Annotated in this window: 21 protein-coding genes; 3 read left to right on the top strand and 18 right to left on the bottom strand. The window is 33.5% G+C overall.

Features of this window, described 5'->3' with window-relative positions; translation table 11 throughout:
- Position 1 precedes the first annotated feature (1 nt).
- From CX675_RS12130 to CX675_RS12105, 6 genes are all read right to left on the bottom strand, one after another.
- A complete protein-coding gene (locus tag CX675_RS12130; protein WP_130735508.1) occupies positions 2-271 on the bottom strand; it encodes a hypothetical protein in 270 nt (89 codons plus the stop codon).
- Positions 272-273: 2 nt separating this feature from the next.
- Positions 274-648: a hypothetical protein gene (locus CX675_RS12125; RefSeq protein WP_130735507.1), complete on the bottom strand. Its 375-nt coding sequence runs from the start codon at positions 646-648 to the stop codon at positions 274-276.
- 79 nt (positions 649-727) lie between these two features.
- Positions 728-1,315: a hypothetical protein gene (locus tag CX675_RS12120; RefSeq protein ID WP_130735506.1), complete on the bottom strand. Its 588-nt coding sequence runs from the start codon at positions 1,313-1,315 to the stop codon at positions 728-730.
- 67 nt (positions 1,316-1,382) lie between these two features.
- Positions 1,383-1,643 (bottom strand): hypothetical protein, encoded by a 261-nt coding sequence (locus CX675_RS12115; RefSeq protein ID WP_130735505.1) that lies wholly within the window; start codon positions 1,641-1,643, stop codon positions 1,383-1,385.
- A gap of 246 nt (positions 1,644-1,889) precedes the next feature.
- Positions 1,890-2,747, bottom strand: a complete 858-nt coding sequence (locus CX675_RS12110) for a hypothetical protein (RefSeq protein WP_130735504.1) — start codon at positions 2,745-2,747, stop codon at positions 1,890-1,892.
- Positions 2,740-4,212: a transglutaminase-like domain-containing protein gene (locus CX675_RS12105; protein ID WP_130735503.1), complete on the bottom strand. Its 1,473-nt coding sequence runs from the start codon at positions 4,210-4,212 to the stop codon at positions 2,740-2,742. Before CX675_RS12105 ends, CX675_RS12110 begins: the two co-directional genes overlap by 8 nt.
- Positions 4,213-4,475: 263 nt before the next feature.
- Between CX675_RS12105 and CX675_RS12100 the strand changes: the two genes are divergently transcribed.
- The 3 genes from CX675_RS12100 to CX675_RS12090 are packed head-to-tail and all read left to right on the top strand — an operon-like array spanning position 4,476 to position 6,455.
- Positions 4,476-4,667 (top strand): hypothetical protein, encoded by a 192-nt coding sequence (locus tag CX675_RS12100; protein WP_130735502.1) that lies wholly within the window; start codon positions 4,476-4,478, stop codon positions 4,665-4,667.
- 56 nt (positions 4,668-4,723) lie between these two features.
- Complete coding sequence (locus CX675_RS12095; RefSeq protein WP_130735501.1) at positions 4,724-5,788, top strand: AAA family ATPase; 1,065 nt, start codon at positions 4,724-4,726, stop codon at positions 5,786-5,788.
- Between the two features lies 1 nt (position 5,789).
- Positions 5,790-6,455, top strand: a complete 666-nt coding sequence (locus CX675_RS12090) for a DUF4276 family protein (RefSeq protein WP_130735500.1) — start codon at positions 5,790-5,792, stop codon at positions 6,453-6,455.
- Between the two features lie 437 nt (positions 6,456-6,892).
- Here CX675_RS12090 and CX675_RS12085 read toward each other — a convergent pair whose 3' ends face one another.
- The 12 genes from CX675_RS12085 to CX675_RS12030 all read right to left on the bottom strand — a co-directional run bounded on the left by CX675_RS12085 (position 6,893) and on the right by CX675_RS12030 (position 12,220).
- Positions 6,893-7,144 carry a hypothetical protein gene (locus tag CX675_RS12085; protein ID WP_130735499.1) on the bottom strand — a complete coding sequence of 84 codons (252 nt, stop codon included), beginning with the start codon at positions 7,142-7,144 and terminating at the stop codon, positions 6,893-6,895.
- A 140-nt stretch (positions 7,145-7,284) separates the two neighbouring features.
- Entirely contained in the window at positions 7,285-7,671 is a 387-nt protein-coding gene (locus CX675_RS12080; RefSeq protein ID WP_130735498.1) for a hypothetical protein, read from the bottom strand.
- Positions 7,668-8,015 carry a hypothetical protein gene (locus tag CX675_RS12075; protein WP_130735497.1) on the bottom strand — a complete coding sequence of 116 codons (348 nt, stop codon included), beginning with the start codon at positions 8,013-8,015 and terminating at the stop codon, positions 7,668-7,670. The genes CX675_RS12080 and CX675_RS12075 overlap by 4 nt, the downstream gene beginning before the upstream one ends.
- A complete protein-coding gene (locus tag CX675_RS12070; protein WP_130735496.1) occupies positions 8,012-8,233 on the bottom strand; it encodes a hypothetical protein in 222 nt (73 codons plus the stop codon). Before CX675_RS12070 ends, CX675_RS12075 begins: the two co-directional genes overlap by 4 nt.
- 319 nt (positions 8,234-8,552) lie before the next feature.
- Entirely contained in the window at positions 8,553-8,879 is a 327-nt protein-coding gene (locus tag CX675_RS12065) for a hypothetical protein (RefSeq protein ID WP_130735495.1), read from the bottom strand.
- A 2-nt stretch (positions 8,880-8,881) separates the two neighbouring features.
- On the bottom strand, positions 8,882-10,381 hold the full coding sequence (locus tag CX675_RS12060; RefSeq protein WP_130735494.1) for a hypothetical protein: 1,500 nt from the start codon (positions 10,379-10,381) through the stop codon (positions 8,882-8,884).
- Positions 10,382-10,634: 253 nt separating this feature from the next.
- Entirely contained in the window at positions 10,635-10,832 is a 198-nt protein-coding gene (locus CX675_RS12055) for a hypothetical protein (protein ID WP_130735493.1), read from the bottom strand.
- A gap of 44 nt (positions 10,833-10,876) precedes the next feature.
- A complete protein-coding gene (locus CX675_RS12050) occupies positions 10,877-11,068 on the bottom strand; it encodes a hypothetical protein (RefSeq protein WP_130735492.1) in 192 nt (63 codons plus the stop codon).
- 13 nt (positions 11,069-11,081) lie between these two features.
- Entirely contained in the window at positions 11,082-11,294 is a 213-nt protein-coding gene (locus CX675_RS12045; protein ID WP_130735491.1) for a hypothetical protein, read from the bottom strand.
- A 6-nt stretch (positions 11,295-11,300) separates the two neighbouring features.
- Positions 11,301-11,546, bottom strand: coding sequence for a hypothetical protein (locus tag CX675_RS12040; RefSeq protein ID WP_130735490.1), 246 nt, complete (start codon positions 11,544-11,546; stop codon positions 11,301-11,303).
- A 99-nt stretch (positions 11,547-11,645) separates the two neighbouring features.
- Positions 11,646-11,861 carry a hypothetical protein gene (locus tag CX675_RS12035; protein WP_130735489.1) on the bottom strand — a complete coding sequence of 72 codons (216 nt, stop codon included), beginning with the start codon at positions 11,859-11,861 and terminating at the stop codon, positions 11,646-11,648.
- A gap of 104 nt (positions 11,862-11,965) precedes the next feature.
- Positions 11,966-12,220, bottom strand: coding sequence for a helix-turn-helix domain-containing protein (locus tag CX675_RS12030; protein ID WP_130735488.1), 255 nt, complete (start codon positions 12,218-12,220; stop codon positions 11,966-11,968).
- Between the last annotated feature and the right edge of the window lie 165 nt (positions 12,221-12,385).

The raw sequence follows: 12,385 nt of genomic DNA, 5'->3' as shown, positions 1-12,385 counted from the left end.
ATTAATCACATTGGTTTTTAGAGATTTTCACACATCTAAACAAAAGGTTTTTGCCTTGCTCCTCTTTAAAAACAATCTGAAGGTTATTATTAGGGCCAAAGGGTAAGCCTGCGGTATCAATAGGAAAACTCTCTCCTGTTTCTAATTCAGTGCCATCAATGGAAACCGTAGCCTCTCCAAAATTTTGGAAAACAGCATTGATGCATCCTTCTAAAGAAAAGGATTCATTGGTTTCATTAATGGTGGTTCTATAGAAGTTTACCTTTGACATGGTTAGCAGTTTTTAGTAAAGTCGTTTTTTGGAACTACGGCAAAAAGTACTTGCACGGTAACATCGGTTGGTCTAGCAGCTGTGTAAGCGCTTAATCGAACGGTGTACTCATAACCGCCATCAAAATCAACAGGACGCAATGAGTTTAAAAAACCGCCTCCTGGTTGTTGTTTGGAAAAAGAGAGATCAGAAGGGCTTAACACCTCGTTTCCATTATTTAAAATAGAAAGATTAATCAGCTCTTGGGTACTATTCCCAGAAACGACAACACCAATACCAATGACTTTGCCATCTGGCATTTTAATAGAACTCGAATCGATGGTTCCATTGGCAGCTGGCAAGGTGACTTTAATTATTTTTGTTTCAAACTTTTTCATGGATTTTTGAAATTAAAAAGCCTTACCTTACAATAAGGCAAGGCTTTTGGTTTATGGTTGTGGATAAATGGTTTATAGATTAAGCATCAGACTTTTTGGTAGTCTGAACCCCGTTGATGCGTAGATAAACGTAGTGTTTCACCCCTGCATCTAAAGTTACCCCTGGAGGGAATTTAATTTTTGCAGTCACTTCTCTATCATCCGCTAAATAATGTAAGGTTCTTAACTCTTTGTAGGCATCCGAAATTTTAAATCCGTCTTTGTTATTCAAATCCTTTACTGGCATTCGTAAGACTTCTCTACCCTCTTGTTCTAAAATAAAGATGGCATTTTTCAATTCTTTAGGAGCATCAGTCACATAATCGACACTTCCGGCTAAGCCCGAATTGGCATTAGTAGCATAACCAATGGCAATTTCATCAAAGACAAAGGCTCTACCTGTTTTCAAACGGTTTTTATCAAACGAGTTGATTCCGTCAATTCTATCGTCTGTGGCATCTAATAAATCCAAGGTTTGTCCTCCTGAAATTTCTTTTTTCAGTTCTAAAACTTGATCGTTTAACGCAACGTTATTCAATTCTAAATCAGATTGCAATTGCTTTGACAATCTCCCTTTGATGGCAATTAAGAATCCGATGGCTATTACAAAAAATTGTTTGTTATTCATGGTATTGTGGTATTAAATGGTTTTACTTTTTACTTTTTTTGTTTTGTGTTTTTAATTGATTTAAAGATTATACGCCTAGTGGCGCTTTGTTAGCTAATACTGGGGTTACTCGCTCCACGGGAGTATTACCTCCATTCCAAGTGTACGGACTATTCAGCGAGCGATTTAATCTACTGGTTGCTGTAGAAGTATCTGCTGGAGTGCTTGCTGTGGTATTATGTCCTACTACTGCATTAATAAATTTTCCTGAAGTCTTGCTGTTGTCCTGTGGATCAATAGCCGGCACTAACAAATCGGTAACGGCATCTGTGCCTTGTTTGACAGCCATACCGACAAGAGCTGCTTGAGCTACTTCTCCAGCTGTGGTTTTCGCATCAATGCAGGCAGCGCCAACTAAAGCCGCTGCGGCAATCGCTCCTTTCTTGTACGACTTAGTGCTTTCAGGCATAATAGCCGCCACACCGTCTGAAAGCTTTGCGCCTGCAATTCCTGCACCTATTTTAGTAGCGCTATTCACTACTGTTTTTTGTGATGGTTTTTTAAACATGGTTTTGTGGTTTAAATGGTTTTTAAATTATTTTAAGAGTTTGGATAATAATAGGCCAACTCCAAAGCCTATAGCTATTTTTTTAATACTAAACCCTTTGGTCTCTGTGGGTGTCGTATTATTCCCTGTGTTGTTACTTGCTGAAGTATCACTTGGATTGGTATTGTTTGCTGTGTCTAAATCGGTATCATTTCCTATGGTTATTATGGGTTTTAAATTGAAAATTTGGAATTGGGTCGAAAAAGCAACATACACGCGTTTTAATAACGGTTGTAATTCCGTTACGATGGTTCCTGAATTAATCGCAATGGTTACCCCTACTTTTTCATAACTAGCTTGACTTTGCATTTGGGTATCGATGGCTTTTAAAATCGGAACGACCATGATTTCAATCAAAAGATTTCTCAAATCGATAGCCGCTTCAGATAAGCCTTTTACTTCGTTTACTTGATGATAGGTCTTTAATAAAGCCACGCGTTGCAGAATATCATTTAACCCTTCTACTTTCATTTCGCTAAAGGCTTGTCCTTCAAAGAAAATTACTTGCTGGGTGATGTTTTCAATTAAAACCGATAAGTCATTGGCAAACGCATCTAGGATAATAGTTTCGCTTTCCGTGGGTTCGTATTGTCCTCTAGGATCATTTTGTAAATTATTTAAAATAACATCGTAATCATTGGTAGTGCCTTTGTTCCAAAAAGAGCCACCTCCAGAACCAATCTGATCGGCCCAAGCGGCAAAACTGCCTATATCGGTGGAAATACCACCCGAAGCTGTACTTAACGAACTATCTACTAAAGTGGCTACTTTGGTAATTAAGCGTTTTAATTGTCTACCAAACCAACCGTTTAATTGTTCTTGGGGATACCTACTATAATTATACATTGGCCGTGGTTTTTTTACGGTTGTTTAAATAATAGAGAATACCGCCTACTAAGAGCGTACCGCCTACCACTACGCCAGTATTTACTCCTGAGCCTTCAGGTTCATTTGCGCCATTTCCATTATTAGAAAAGTCTTCTGATCCGGAATCGGAATAGTTTCCAGTAGTTCCACCACCACCAACGGTGTTTTGATAGGTTGTTAAAACCGTGTTTAGAGAATTTAGAAATTCGGGTAAATTAAAGCTACTCGGATTGGTAACCGCTTGCACTATATAAGGCGTGAATTCAAATTGTGTAATCTCGGTAACTCCTTCTTTAATGGTGAAACTTCTCACTGGAATGTCTAACTCGCAACCGCTATCGGTATACGCAAAATATAAATAGTAGGGATTGCCCTCAATGTTTCGGTTGTTGTATCGCTTGGTCGATACATTTTCAATAGTGTAATATTGGTTTAACCAGGCTTCATATCCTTTTAAAACGATATCGCGATAAAACTTTAAAAAGTTCACCACCGCATGAATGGATGCATCAGTGCAATCGTTCCAATCTTTTTCCCAAATTTTCTTATCGTAACCGCATAAACCGGCTTTGACAATTCCATAAAACTCTGTATCTAATTGAGAAAGTACATTTACCTCGTTATTGGCAACGGCTGTATTTATTTTTTGAATTAAACCTTTAAAAAAGACAGCGGAATGATCTATGGCAAATTGGGCTTGACCCGAATCAAAGCCAGAACCACCCCAACAATTCATCGGTGTAGAAAAAAGAGAGGTAACGTTGCTAAACATATCGCTTATGCCATGTAATCCGTTGTTGGGATTGTCTTGGCAACTACAATTCAGGCTATCGTAATAGCTGGCATCATAGGTGTTTTCGTAAGGACTCGCTAGTCCTATATGTGTTAATCCTGACATACTTAAATCGTATTTTTCATTAAAATTAACTTCTCTATTTTGGTGTGTTGTAGCATCAATCACATAATAGGTATTCCCTTGTGGCACCACCACGTAAACGTGTGACCATTTGGTCGAACCTTTTAATTTTACTTTTCTAAACGCATGCGGTATTTTTAAATTAAGTAGCAGGCAGCTCGCTAAAATGCTATAGGATTTACAGTCGATGCCTTGCTTTCGATAATACCAAGCGCTACTGGGTGAAAATAATTTTTGAACGTTGGTATCAATGTTATACTGGAAATGAGAATACAACCAAGTATAAATATTTGATACGGTTTGCGCTGTGGATTTTCCTTGTAAAAGTGGGGCCACCTTTTCAAGTTGTTTGTAATACCTGAGCGTCCATTGTTGCATAAATTGTAAGGTATTAAACGTAGTACTATTCTGATTTTTGGAATCAAAATGATAGACACTATTTTGAAATTCGGGCATCAGTTTGTCATACTGAAAACCAGGTTTCAAGGGTCTGTATAATGCGGTATTTACCTCTGTTACTATATCCATAATTTAAAAAGCCTATTACATAACTATTGACTACGTTTGTAATAGGCTTGTTTAATTTAACTAACTTATCTATGTCAACGAATCTGAGTTCAAAAGTATAGTGGTAAAAATTAGGGAAGTCAGGATTAGCTCGTTTTAGGAAGCTTCGGGAAGGATTAGCAAGGATTTTCCAACATTAGTAAGGATTATCTAGGATTTTATGTGATACCGAATTGATTTTTTTAATTATTTTTGAAGTACCATTGAACCACCTCGTTACGACCATGAAAGAAGAATATACATTTAAAAGAAAACAGGAAATTTATAGAGATTTCCCAAAGGTGTCTGAAAAGTTTTTACGATGCCTGATTAACGAAACAATCTCCAAAGTAAGTGGTGTGCCTTTAAAAGAAGCGAAAGACCGAAAAGTCGTATTTCCTAAAGAAGTGGAAGTGATTTATAGGGAGCTTAAATAAATATTAACTAAAAAGTAAACAATTTTTAATAAATTTGAGCAAACTTAAGAACTTAAATGGATTATATAGAAATAAAAGGTTATAAATCAATTAAATCAGAGAAAATTGAATTAAACCAAATAAATATATTGATAGGTGCAAATGGAAGTGGGAAAAGTAATTTTATTTCTTTTTTTGATTTTCTTAATCGTTTATATAATAGAAATTTAAATGAATATATTGCTTTAAATGGTGGAGAAAATAAAATATTACATAAAGGTCAAAAAAATACTGATCTTATTGAATTTAAAGTTGAGTTTGACAATGGCAATAACGGCTACTCTGCTAAACTTAAATTAGGTGTTGAAGGATTGATTTTTACTGATGAGAGATTAATATATCGTAGAGATAGTGGGGCCGATATTAGTCGTTCACAAGAAGAATCTAGACTAAAAATTACTGACAATTTTAGAGCAAAGTATGTAATAAGATACCTAACTGGTTTTAGAAAATATCATTTTCACGATACTAGTGATAAATCTCCCTTTACTCACTTAAGTAATATAGAAAATGACATCTATTATTTATACTTTAATGGCTCAAACTTAGCTGCTTTCTTATATAATATCTATGAAAAACATAAAATTGTTTATAACAATATTATTAAGACAATTCAATCGATAGCTCCATATTTTTCAGATTTTTATTTCAATCCTAATACAGAAAATTTATTAAGATTGCAATGGAAAGATAAATTTAGCGACACTATTTATGGAGCTACAGATTTGTCAGATGGTACAATTCGTTTTATTGCTCTTACTGTTTTATTTTTACAACCTGATTTACCAGACACAATAATTATTGACGAACCTGAACTTGGATTACATCCTGCCGCTATTGCTAAGTTAGCTGGAATGATTAAATCTGTATCGTTAAAAAAAACTCAAGTAATTATTGCAACTCAATCAACTGATTTAATTAGTCATTTTGCTCCTGAGGACATACTCACTGTTGATCAAATTGATGGCTGTTCAAAATTTACAAGATTAAATAGAAATAATTTAGAATCATGGCTTGAAGATTACACTATTGATGATTTATGGAAAAGAAATATTATTAATTCTGGTCAACCAAATATTTAAAATGAAAAGAATTATTATCATTTGCGAAGGTCAAACTGAAATTGAATTTTGTAAAAAAACACTAAGTCCATATTTCATAAGTAAGAATATATATATTCAAGGAACACTTATTAAAAAAAGTCAAGGAGGTATCGTTAAATGGGAAAGTATAAAGAATCAAATATTAAACCATTTAAAGAGTGACAAAAACGTTTTTGTGACCACTTTTATAGATTATTATGGATTATATGCCAGTTACAATTTCCCGAATTGGGAAGATTCTCATAAAATGGCTGATAAAAATTCTATTATAGAATCTCTAGAAGATGCTATGAAAATTGATTTAGGAAGTGATTTTAGTGTAAGATTCATACCATATATACAACTTCATGAATTTGAAGGCTTATTATTTAATGACATTAAAATATTCTATGATAACATTCCTAAAAGTGATTTAGTAGGAATAACCGAACTCGAAGACACCTTTGCAAAATATAATAATCCAGAAATGATTAATAATAGCAAAGAAAATGCTCCTTCAAAAAGACTTACTCGAATTATAAAAGGGTATAATAAAATTGTATATGGAAATATACTAGCAGAAGAAATAGGTTTAACAAATATTCGAAACAAAAGTCCAAGATTTAATAATTGGATTAACATAATAGAAAGCATTTTATTAACCTAAATTATTTTTATAAACTTAATTCTTGTTAAACAAATCATTTACATCTATTATTACAATAAGAATCAATTCAGTTATAACTATTATTAATATTTACATTTTAATATTTCCGCATTCTTTTTAGCCAGTCTTTAAACATACTCCTTATTTCAAGAAATAAAAGATAAAGTTGAAAGCAAAGCATCACCAATAAAATCAAACTCATTACACCAAACAACACCAATAAAAGATACAATAGCCATAAAGGAGCACGTTCCAATATTGGAGAAATAAGAAAAGGGATTATTGATTTTATCGTTATTTTTTGAATGTAATACATCTGTTTTTTTTTAAGTTATTTTTAACGAATTTTAATTTTAAGCCGCTTTTGTAACCTCTCCTTAAATTGATACTATATCGCTATAAAATCGGTTTAAAACGGCTTATTTTAAGTCAAAAAGTTATTTTGAGTAAAAAACGATTTTAAGCCTATTTCGTATTAAACGTGTCGTTTTATACTTGCCATTGCTTAAAACCTCGTTAAAAAGCTTTGTTTTAAGTTCTTCATCATTTAAAAAGTTTGAAAGCTTATTTGCAGATGTTATTTTGGTATTTTTAACGTGATTCTCTTTTGGGTTTTCTAAAACCAAAATGATAAAATTCTTATTGATTTTAGCGTTTAATGGCTTATCTGATTTTAATGCTTTTGCCATGATTTTGGGTTTTAAATTCAACATTATCGATTCTCTTTTGCTTGTCGTTTTTCAACTTCTGATCTATCAAATAAACCGAGACTGAAACAAAAAGTAATATCCAGGCTATTATCACAAAAGTGATTGCAGTTCCTACTATTCTAAAGAATTGTTTTTCTTTCATGAGTACTGCTTTTAGAGATTTTTACTGGCTTTACTTTCTTTAATGAAATTTGGTAGACTTCATTTTTATTTGAATAATGATAGCTCGTTTCACAACATTTGCATTTTACCACTGGTAAATGAATGATACTGATTTCCTCGAAGTCTACGTTTTTGTCAGCATCTATAGCATTCCCACAAACCAAACAATTGATGGTTACAGTGAACGTAACTTTAATTTCCAATAAGCCTTTATTGTCATAAATGCAGATGTCATTTTTAAGAAAGTGTTCTAAGGTTTTGTTGCGTTGTATGACAACGTCTCGATGTTTTTGTTTAGATAGATCTATTTTTTCTTTTCCAACGTAATCAAATGCTCTTTTCATACCGATAAACTTTTTAATTGTTGATCCAAAAACAAAGAGAGCTTCGTTTTAACGTTACGTTCAAACGTTCCGTTATTTTGGTTTTCCCAAAGACACGCTTTAAGCAATACCGCTGCTTCCGATGCTTTTAAGGTAATAGAATAGCCCTTTTTAGGCTGCTGATTTTCTACTTTGCTTCTAAAGTTAAACCACAAGCGCAACGCCAAATCAATGTAGATAATCGCGTTTAGAAAATCGGATTGTGATTTTAAATGAGTAGCTAAGGTGTTTTGGTACTCGTGCAATTCGGTTTGTAAGACCTGAATTTCTTCGTTCGTAATGTATTTGAGTTGTATCGTTGTCATTCGTAGATGTATTTGAGTGAATTACTAGCTACTTCATAAATGTGAATTTTGTTGTACCCTTTGATTTGCTGACCCAATCGTTTTACCATAGCATGAATAATGGTTTCATCGGGTTTGTGGTTGTGCTTAATGGGTGAATACCAAACTTGGTTCTTTTGGCCCGAAGGAAACAAAACCACCATTTTTAACTTACTATCGGTTGCGCTCCAAAAGGCCATTGCGTTTCTTTTTAAGTGTTACTTTCATGGTTTTGTACTTGGCGTTTGCCTGTTCTTGCGTGTGCGCGAAAACGACTACTTTGTTTCTTTCGAAATAAAATTTCTTATTTCCTTTTTTTAGTAATTGCTTTTCCTTTCGCTGGTAAAGCCATTGTCTTACTTTGGGAAGTAGAATACTTCTAACGAATAAGGATGCGAGGTACAAAGTAGCTGCATAGCAAATGATGTTGAGTGTTTTCATGTGGTTAAATGGTTTTAATTGTTAATAATAATTTTTGAATATGATATAGTCTACGCTTTAATAGCTAATAGAAATCGACTATTCTATTCTAAATTTTTCAAAGTCAGAAATTAAATTTTTAAAATTCCTATTTCTCAAAACTTCAATGCATTCATCGTAACTTTCATAAAATTTAAAGTACTTATATATATCTTGTTCATTTGCTAAAAAGCCCATTCCTCCAATAATGGCGTCTTTAATTTCAATAAAATAACTTCCAGAATATTTAACCGACATGTAATAATAAATTAAAAACTTATTGTTTTTCATCATAATATTTACTCTATTGAAATCATTTACAGAACCTATATTATAATCAATAGCAATTGGTTGGAAATCCACATTAGACTGGATTAGTTTATTCATGGTTAAATGGTTTTAATTGTTTTTATAGAATAATTCAATAATTTCTCCGTAAACTTAGTTTGGTATTGCTCGGGAAGGTTGTTTTTGATGTAATCAAACGTATCGTTTAACGATAGGCGATTATTCATAAATCTTCGGATAACCAAATCGAATTTCTTGGCGTAATTAATGCGTTCTTTACGTTTCTTTGCGTTTAAAATGATGACATTTTCGGTATTCATGCGGTCTTGAATATCCTTTTTGTGCTTCAAAAAGGCTTTTTTGGTGTAGGCAAAACCAACTTCTTTCGGGGTGGTTCTGGTAGGATCTAGGTATTGATGCGGGAACAACGGTCGTACACCTGTTTTGGTAAACCATTTGTTGGCATGATTAATTCTCCAGCGGTATTCTTGTTGTTTATCGACCATTAAATCCTTGTGATACAAATGGCCGTTTGGATTTAAAAATTGGTACTGAAGCAATAAATCATAGGCTTTGAGCCACGAACCAAAATAGGGTTTGCTGTTACTGTTTTTGTACAGTTTGGCCAAGCTTTTCAATTGTTCTTGAATGTGCAGCTCTTTGAACTCTTCTCGCGAAATGGTTCCTTGCTTGGCTTCCAGATGCAAGCACCGAATATCGATAGGAATCCAATTGTTATACACGCCTTGGGCCAAGTTGTTGCAAAATGTGAGCTTGTCTTCGATGAGTTTCTCGAGATTTTCCGAAACTTTAACAGTTTTCGCGGCCGCCCGTGTTTGAAAATCGTTTAACTGTGAAGTGGTGTTACTGTAAAAAGCAAATGAAGGATCAGGCGAAGCCGTTCCTTTCTCCAGAGAATTGTTGTTAACATTCTCTTTTATCTTAGTATTATCTACTTGTGTTACAGTAACCTCTTTGGTATTGCCAAAACTTTTAGCGGTTCTCGTGGTAACTAACTGATTTTCAAGCGTGGTTAATTTTTCGGTTTTGAGGTCTAAAACGACCAAAATTTCGGGGTTTAAATGCACTTTTACGCCTCTTTTATGACCGCAAAAAGTGTAGTCAAAAAAGACTCCTGCATCAATTAAATGCTTTCTGTGGTTCTTAATGGTTTCATTGGTAACAGGAATACTTTTTATACCGTTTCGCTCTAATTGCGCAATCTTAACGGAGTTAATCTCTAGCATTTTTAACGGTCTTTCGTCCATAATGCCTAAATCTTGAACAACTTTGGTATGTTGTTTTAATTGCTGGGCGTATTCGTGTAAAATGTTTTGGAACACTAGTTCTGTAGGGTATTTGATAATGTGCAGCTTTTTTTTGGGTAACACAATGCCTTTTTCTTCCATAAAGACCTCTACTTCTTTGTTGTAATTGGTTGCCGAATAGGTTTTGTATTTCTTTAGAAAAACGGTTTTGAGGGTTTGTTGGGCTTCATTGAGTGTTATTGTCTTACATTCTTCGTTATGCTTGGCAATGGCTTGGTTTTCTTTTTTACGTTTGGCATTAATAGCATCGACATACACGCGAAACTTATCCATAGTAGCTGCAAAGGCTTCGTGTTCTATAATGGGCCAAATTGCCTTTAATGGTCGTTCGTTAAACGCGGAGGCAACGTATATTTTCTTTTTTTCTAACGTGGGTTGAACGTCTTTCAACGATTCGATAACGTCTCGTTGAATGACGTTAACTGGAACGTTATTTTGCGAAACGGGTGTTATTTTACCAAAAATATTGATATGGAATAACTCTCCAGCTCGCGAGGGATTACTATTCTGATTCGAGGATTTCATATCAATTTTTGTTTTTGTTATTGATATAAATCGTAAATGAAGTGAGTATGACTAGAAAGACTTCAAAACCTAAGAAAATAAGATGTATTTCTTCGTTGGTTATTTTATCTAAAGCTATTCCGGAACAATACAGGGCTAAAAGTAAAATCACTAGGTATGCTAAGCTAAGCATAACAATGGTAAGCGGTGAAATTTTCATGGTATGTGTGGTTTAAATGGTTTTTGGTAACTAAAAATTAAAAGTTATACATTATAAATTCGCTTTTGCTTGATTCTATTAAGGCAATAAATGATGATTGTAATACAAATCCATAGAAATATAAATTGTTGTAATACACTCCATTTAGCAGGGTTTTGATACTTATCATTTAGTACATAAGGACTAAAAACAGTTACTATTGCCAATAGTAATCCTGTAAAAATTGATTTCATCATGACTTTATTGTTTTTATAAAATTTCGGGTTGGTGAACCGGAATGTTATAGGTGTATTTCATTTGTGTTTTCTGAACTTCTTTGCGTTGTTCTTTTAAATACAAATTGAGTTGTCTTACCGCGTCAATTTCGTGATCTTGTTCTAAAAGTTCGTGCAAGCTCTCGATAGCTGTGGTGTATCGTGCTTCTTTTTCGATTAGGTCTTGAAAGGTTTCTGCTTTACTCATGGTGATCTATTTTTTTAAGATTAAATGATGCAAATTAGGTTCTAGGTACTCTTTGGGAAAGCTAATAATTGATTGTTTGAGGTATTCTGCTGTAAACATGAGTACGTTTCCTTTATACTCATATAAAATTTTGGAATACTCTAAAGGGTTTGTAAGACAATTATTCAAACCTCTGATAAACGCTTCTATTTCTGATTTAGCAATTTTTAAAGTGACTATATTGACTCCGTTAATGATTACAATTTTCTTCATAAGGTTTTAATTTTTAACCTATCAGAAGAGAGCGGTGTTAACCCAAAAGTCCGCTCTCAACGTCAAGGGAGTACACGTATTTTACGTGAAGTGGTATTTTTATGGTTGAATGGTTGAGAGTAGTTCTGCAATAACTTTGGTTTTGTACGGAATAGGATTATACTTTTTTAAATATTCGTTTAAACCTATGGTTTGGGCCACCAAAAACTCACGTTTAACGTCGTCCATCATTTTCTTTTTCCTGTAAATGTCTTGCGTAACTTTACTTAGCTCTTGAAAAGCATTTGTTGCTTCGATTGTGTTATTATGTATCATAATTTTACTAATTTTGTGCCGTTAAGCTGTGGTGGCCTAACATTCTACACCGTTCATGGTGTGGTTAAATGGTTGAGAGTGGAGTGGTTTCCACTCTCATTTTTTTATTTAATAAGTTTTAAGTTCTCTAAAAGCTCGCTCTTTTTATAGCGACGTTCATTTGCTATTGCATAGGCTTTTATTTTCCCATCTTTTTGCCATTTTATAATAGTTTGCACCGAAACCTTATAAAAATCGGCTACCTCTTTTTGGGTAAGAAGTTCCTCTTCTTCCTTTGGTTTAATAAATTCAATTACTTCATTTTTAATTAAATGAGAAAGCTCGCTCGGTGTAATATTTATAAATTGTATTGCTTCCATAGTAATTATTTTTTAAGGTTTTGAACAAACATTTTACATGCTTTAATTCGATTGTATTATTCTTATTTTTTTTAACTCTTTTAAAAAACACACTCCCGTTTTTTTGACTAGGTAACCACTCCTAGTCGACATTTAACCTAAAATCATATGAACAAATTCAAAACT

It is taken from the genome of Flavobacterium sp. J27, assembly GCF_004303025.1.
GTDB lineage: Bacteria > Bacteroidota > Bacteroidia > Flavobacteriales > Flavobacteriaceae > Flavobacterium.
The sequence above is the reverse complement of the archived record's forward strand: the minus strand, read 5'-3'. Positions and strand labels throughout refer to the sequence as shown.

Bases quoted from the DNA above. Each gene is read 5' to 3' on its own strand.
- CX675_RS12130 (WP_130735508.1), bottom strand. From the start codon at position 271: ATGTCAAAGGTAAACTTCTATAGAACCACCATTAATGAAACCAATGAA.
- CX675_RS12125 (WP_130735507.1), bottom strand. From the start codon at position 648: ATGAAAAAGTTTGAAACAAAAATAATTAAAGTCACCTTGCCAGCTGCC.
- CX675_RS12120 (WP_130735506.1), bottom strand. From the start codon at position 1,315: ATGAATAACAAACAATTTTTTGTAATAGCCATCGGATTCTTAATTGCC.
- CX675_RS12115 (WP_130735505.1), bottom strand. From the start codon at position 1,643: ATGGCTGTCAAACAAGGCACAGATGCCGTTACCGATTTGTTAGTGCCG.
- CX675_RS12110 (WP_130735504.1), bottom strand. From the start codon at position 2,747: ATGTATAATTATAGTAGGTATCCCCAAGAACAATTAAACGGTTGGTTT.
- CX675_RS12105 (WP_130735503.1), bottom strand. From the start codon at position 4,212: ATGGATATAGTAACAGAGGTAAATACCGCATTATACAGACCCTTGAAA.
- CX675_RS12100 (WP_130735502.1), top strand. From the start codon at position 4,476: ATGAAAGAAGAATATACATTTAAAAGAAAACAGGAAATTTATAGAGAT.
- CX675_RS12095 (WP_130735501.1), top strand. From the start codon at position 4,724: ATGGATTATATAGAAATAAAAGGTTATAAATCAATTAAATCAGAGAAA.
- CX675_RS12090 (WP_130735500.1), top strand. From the start codon at position 5,790: ATGAAAAGAATTATTATCATTTGCGAAGGTCAAACTGAAATTGAATTT.
- CX675_RS12085 (WP_130735499.1), bottom strand. From the start codon at position 7,144: ATGGCAAAAGCATTAAAATCAGATAAGCCATTAAACGCTAAAATCAAT.
- CX675_RS12080 (WP_130735498.1), bottom strand. From the start codon at position 7,671: ATGAAAAGAGCATTTGATTACGTTGGAAAAGAAAAAATAGATCTATCT.
- CX675_RS12075 (WP_130735497.1), bottom strand. From the start codon at position 8,015: ATGACAACGATACAACTCAAATACATTACGAACGAAGAAATTCAGGTC.
- CX675_RS12070 (WP_130735496.1), bottom strand. From the start codon at position 8,233: ATGGCCTTTTGGAGCGCAACCGATAGTAAGTTAAAAATGGTGGTTTTG.
- CX675_RS12065 (WP_130735495.1), bottom strand. From the start codon at position 8,879: ATGAATAAACTAATCCAGTCTAATGTGGATTTCCAACCAATTGCTATT.
- CX675_RS12060 (WP_130735494.1), bottom strand. From the start codon at position 10,381: ATGGATAAGTTTCGCGTGTATGTCGATGCTATTAATGCCAAACGTAAA.
- CX675_RS12055 (WP_130735493.1), bottom strand. From the start codon at position 10,832: ATGAAAATTTCACCGCTTACCATTGTTATGCTTAGCTTAGCATACCTA.
- CX675_RS12050 (WP_130735492.1), bottom strand. From the start codon at position 11,068: ATGATGAAATCAATTTTTACAGGATTACTATTGGCAATAGTAACTGTT.
- CX675_RS12045 (WP_130735491.1), bottom strand. From the start codon at position 11,294: ATGAGTAAAGCAGAAACCTTTCAAGACCTAATCGAAAAAGAAGCACGA.
- CX675_RS12040 (WP_130735490.1), bottom strand. From the start codon at position 11,546: ATGAAGAAAATTGTAATCATTAACGGAGTCAATATAGTCACTTTAAAA.
- CX675_RS12035 (WP_130735489.1), bottom strand. From the start codon at position 11,861: ATGATACATAATAACACAATCGAAGCAACAAATGCTTTTCAAGAGCTA.
- CX675_RS12030 (WP_130735488.1), bottom strand. From the start codon at position 12,220: ATGGAAGCAATACAATTTATAAATATTACACCGAGCGAGCTTTCTCAT.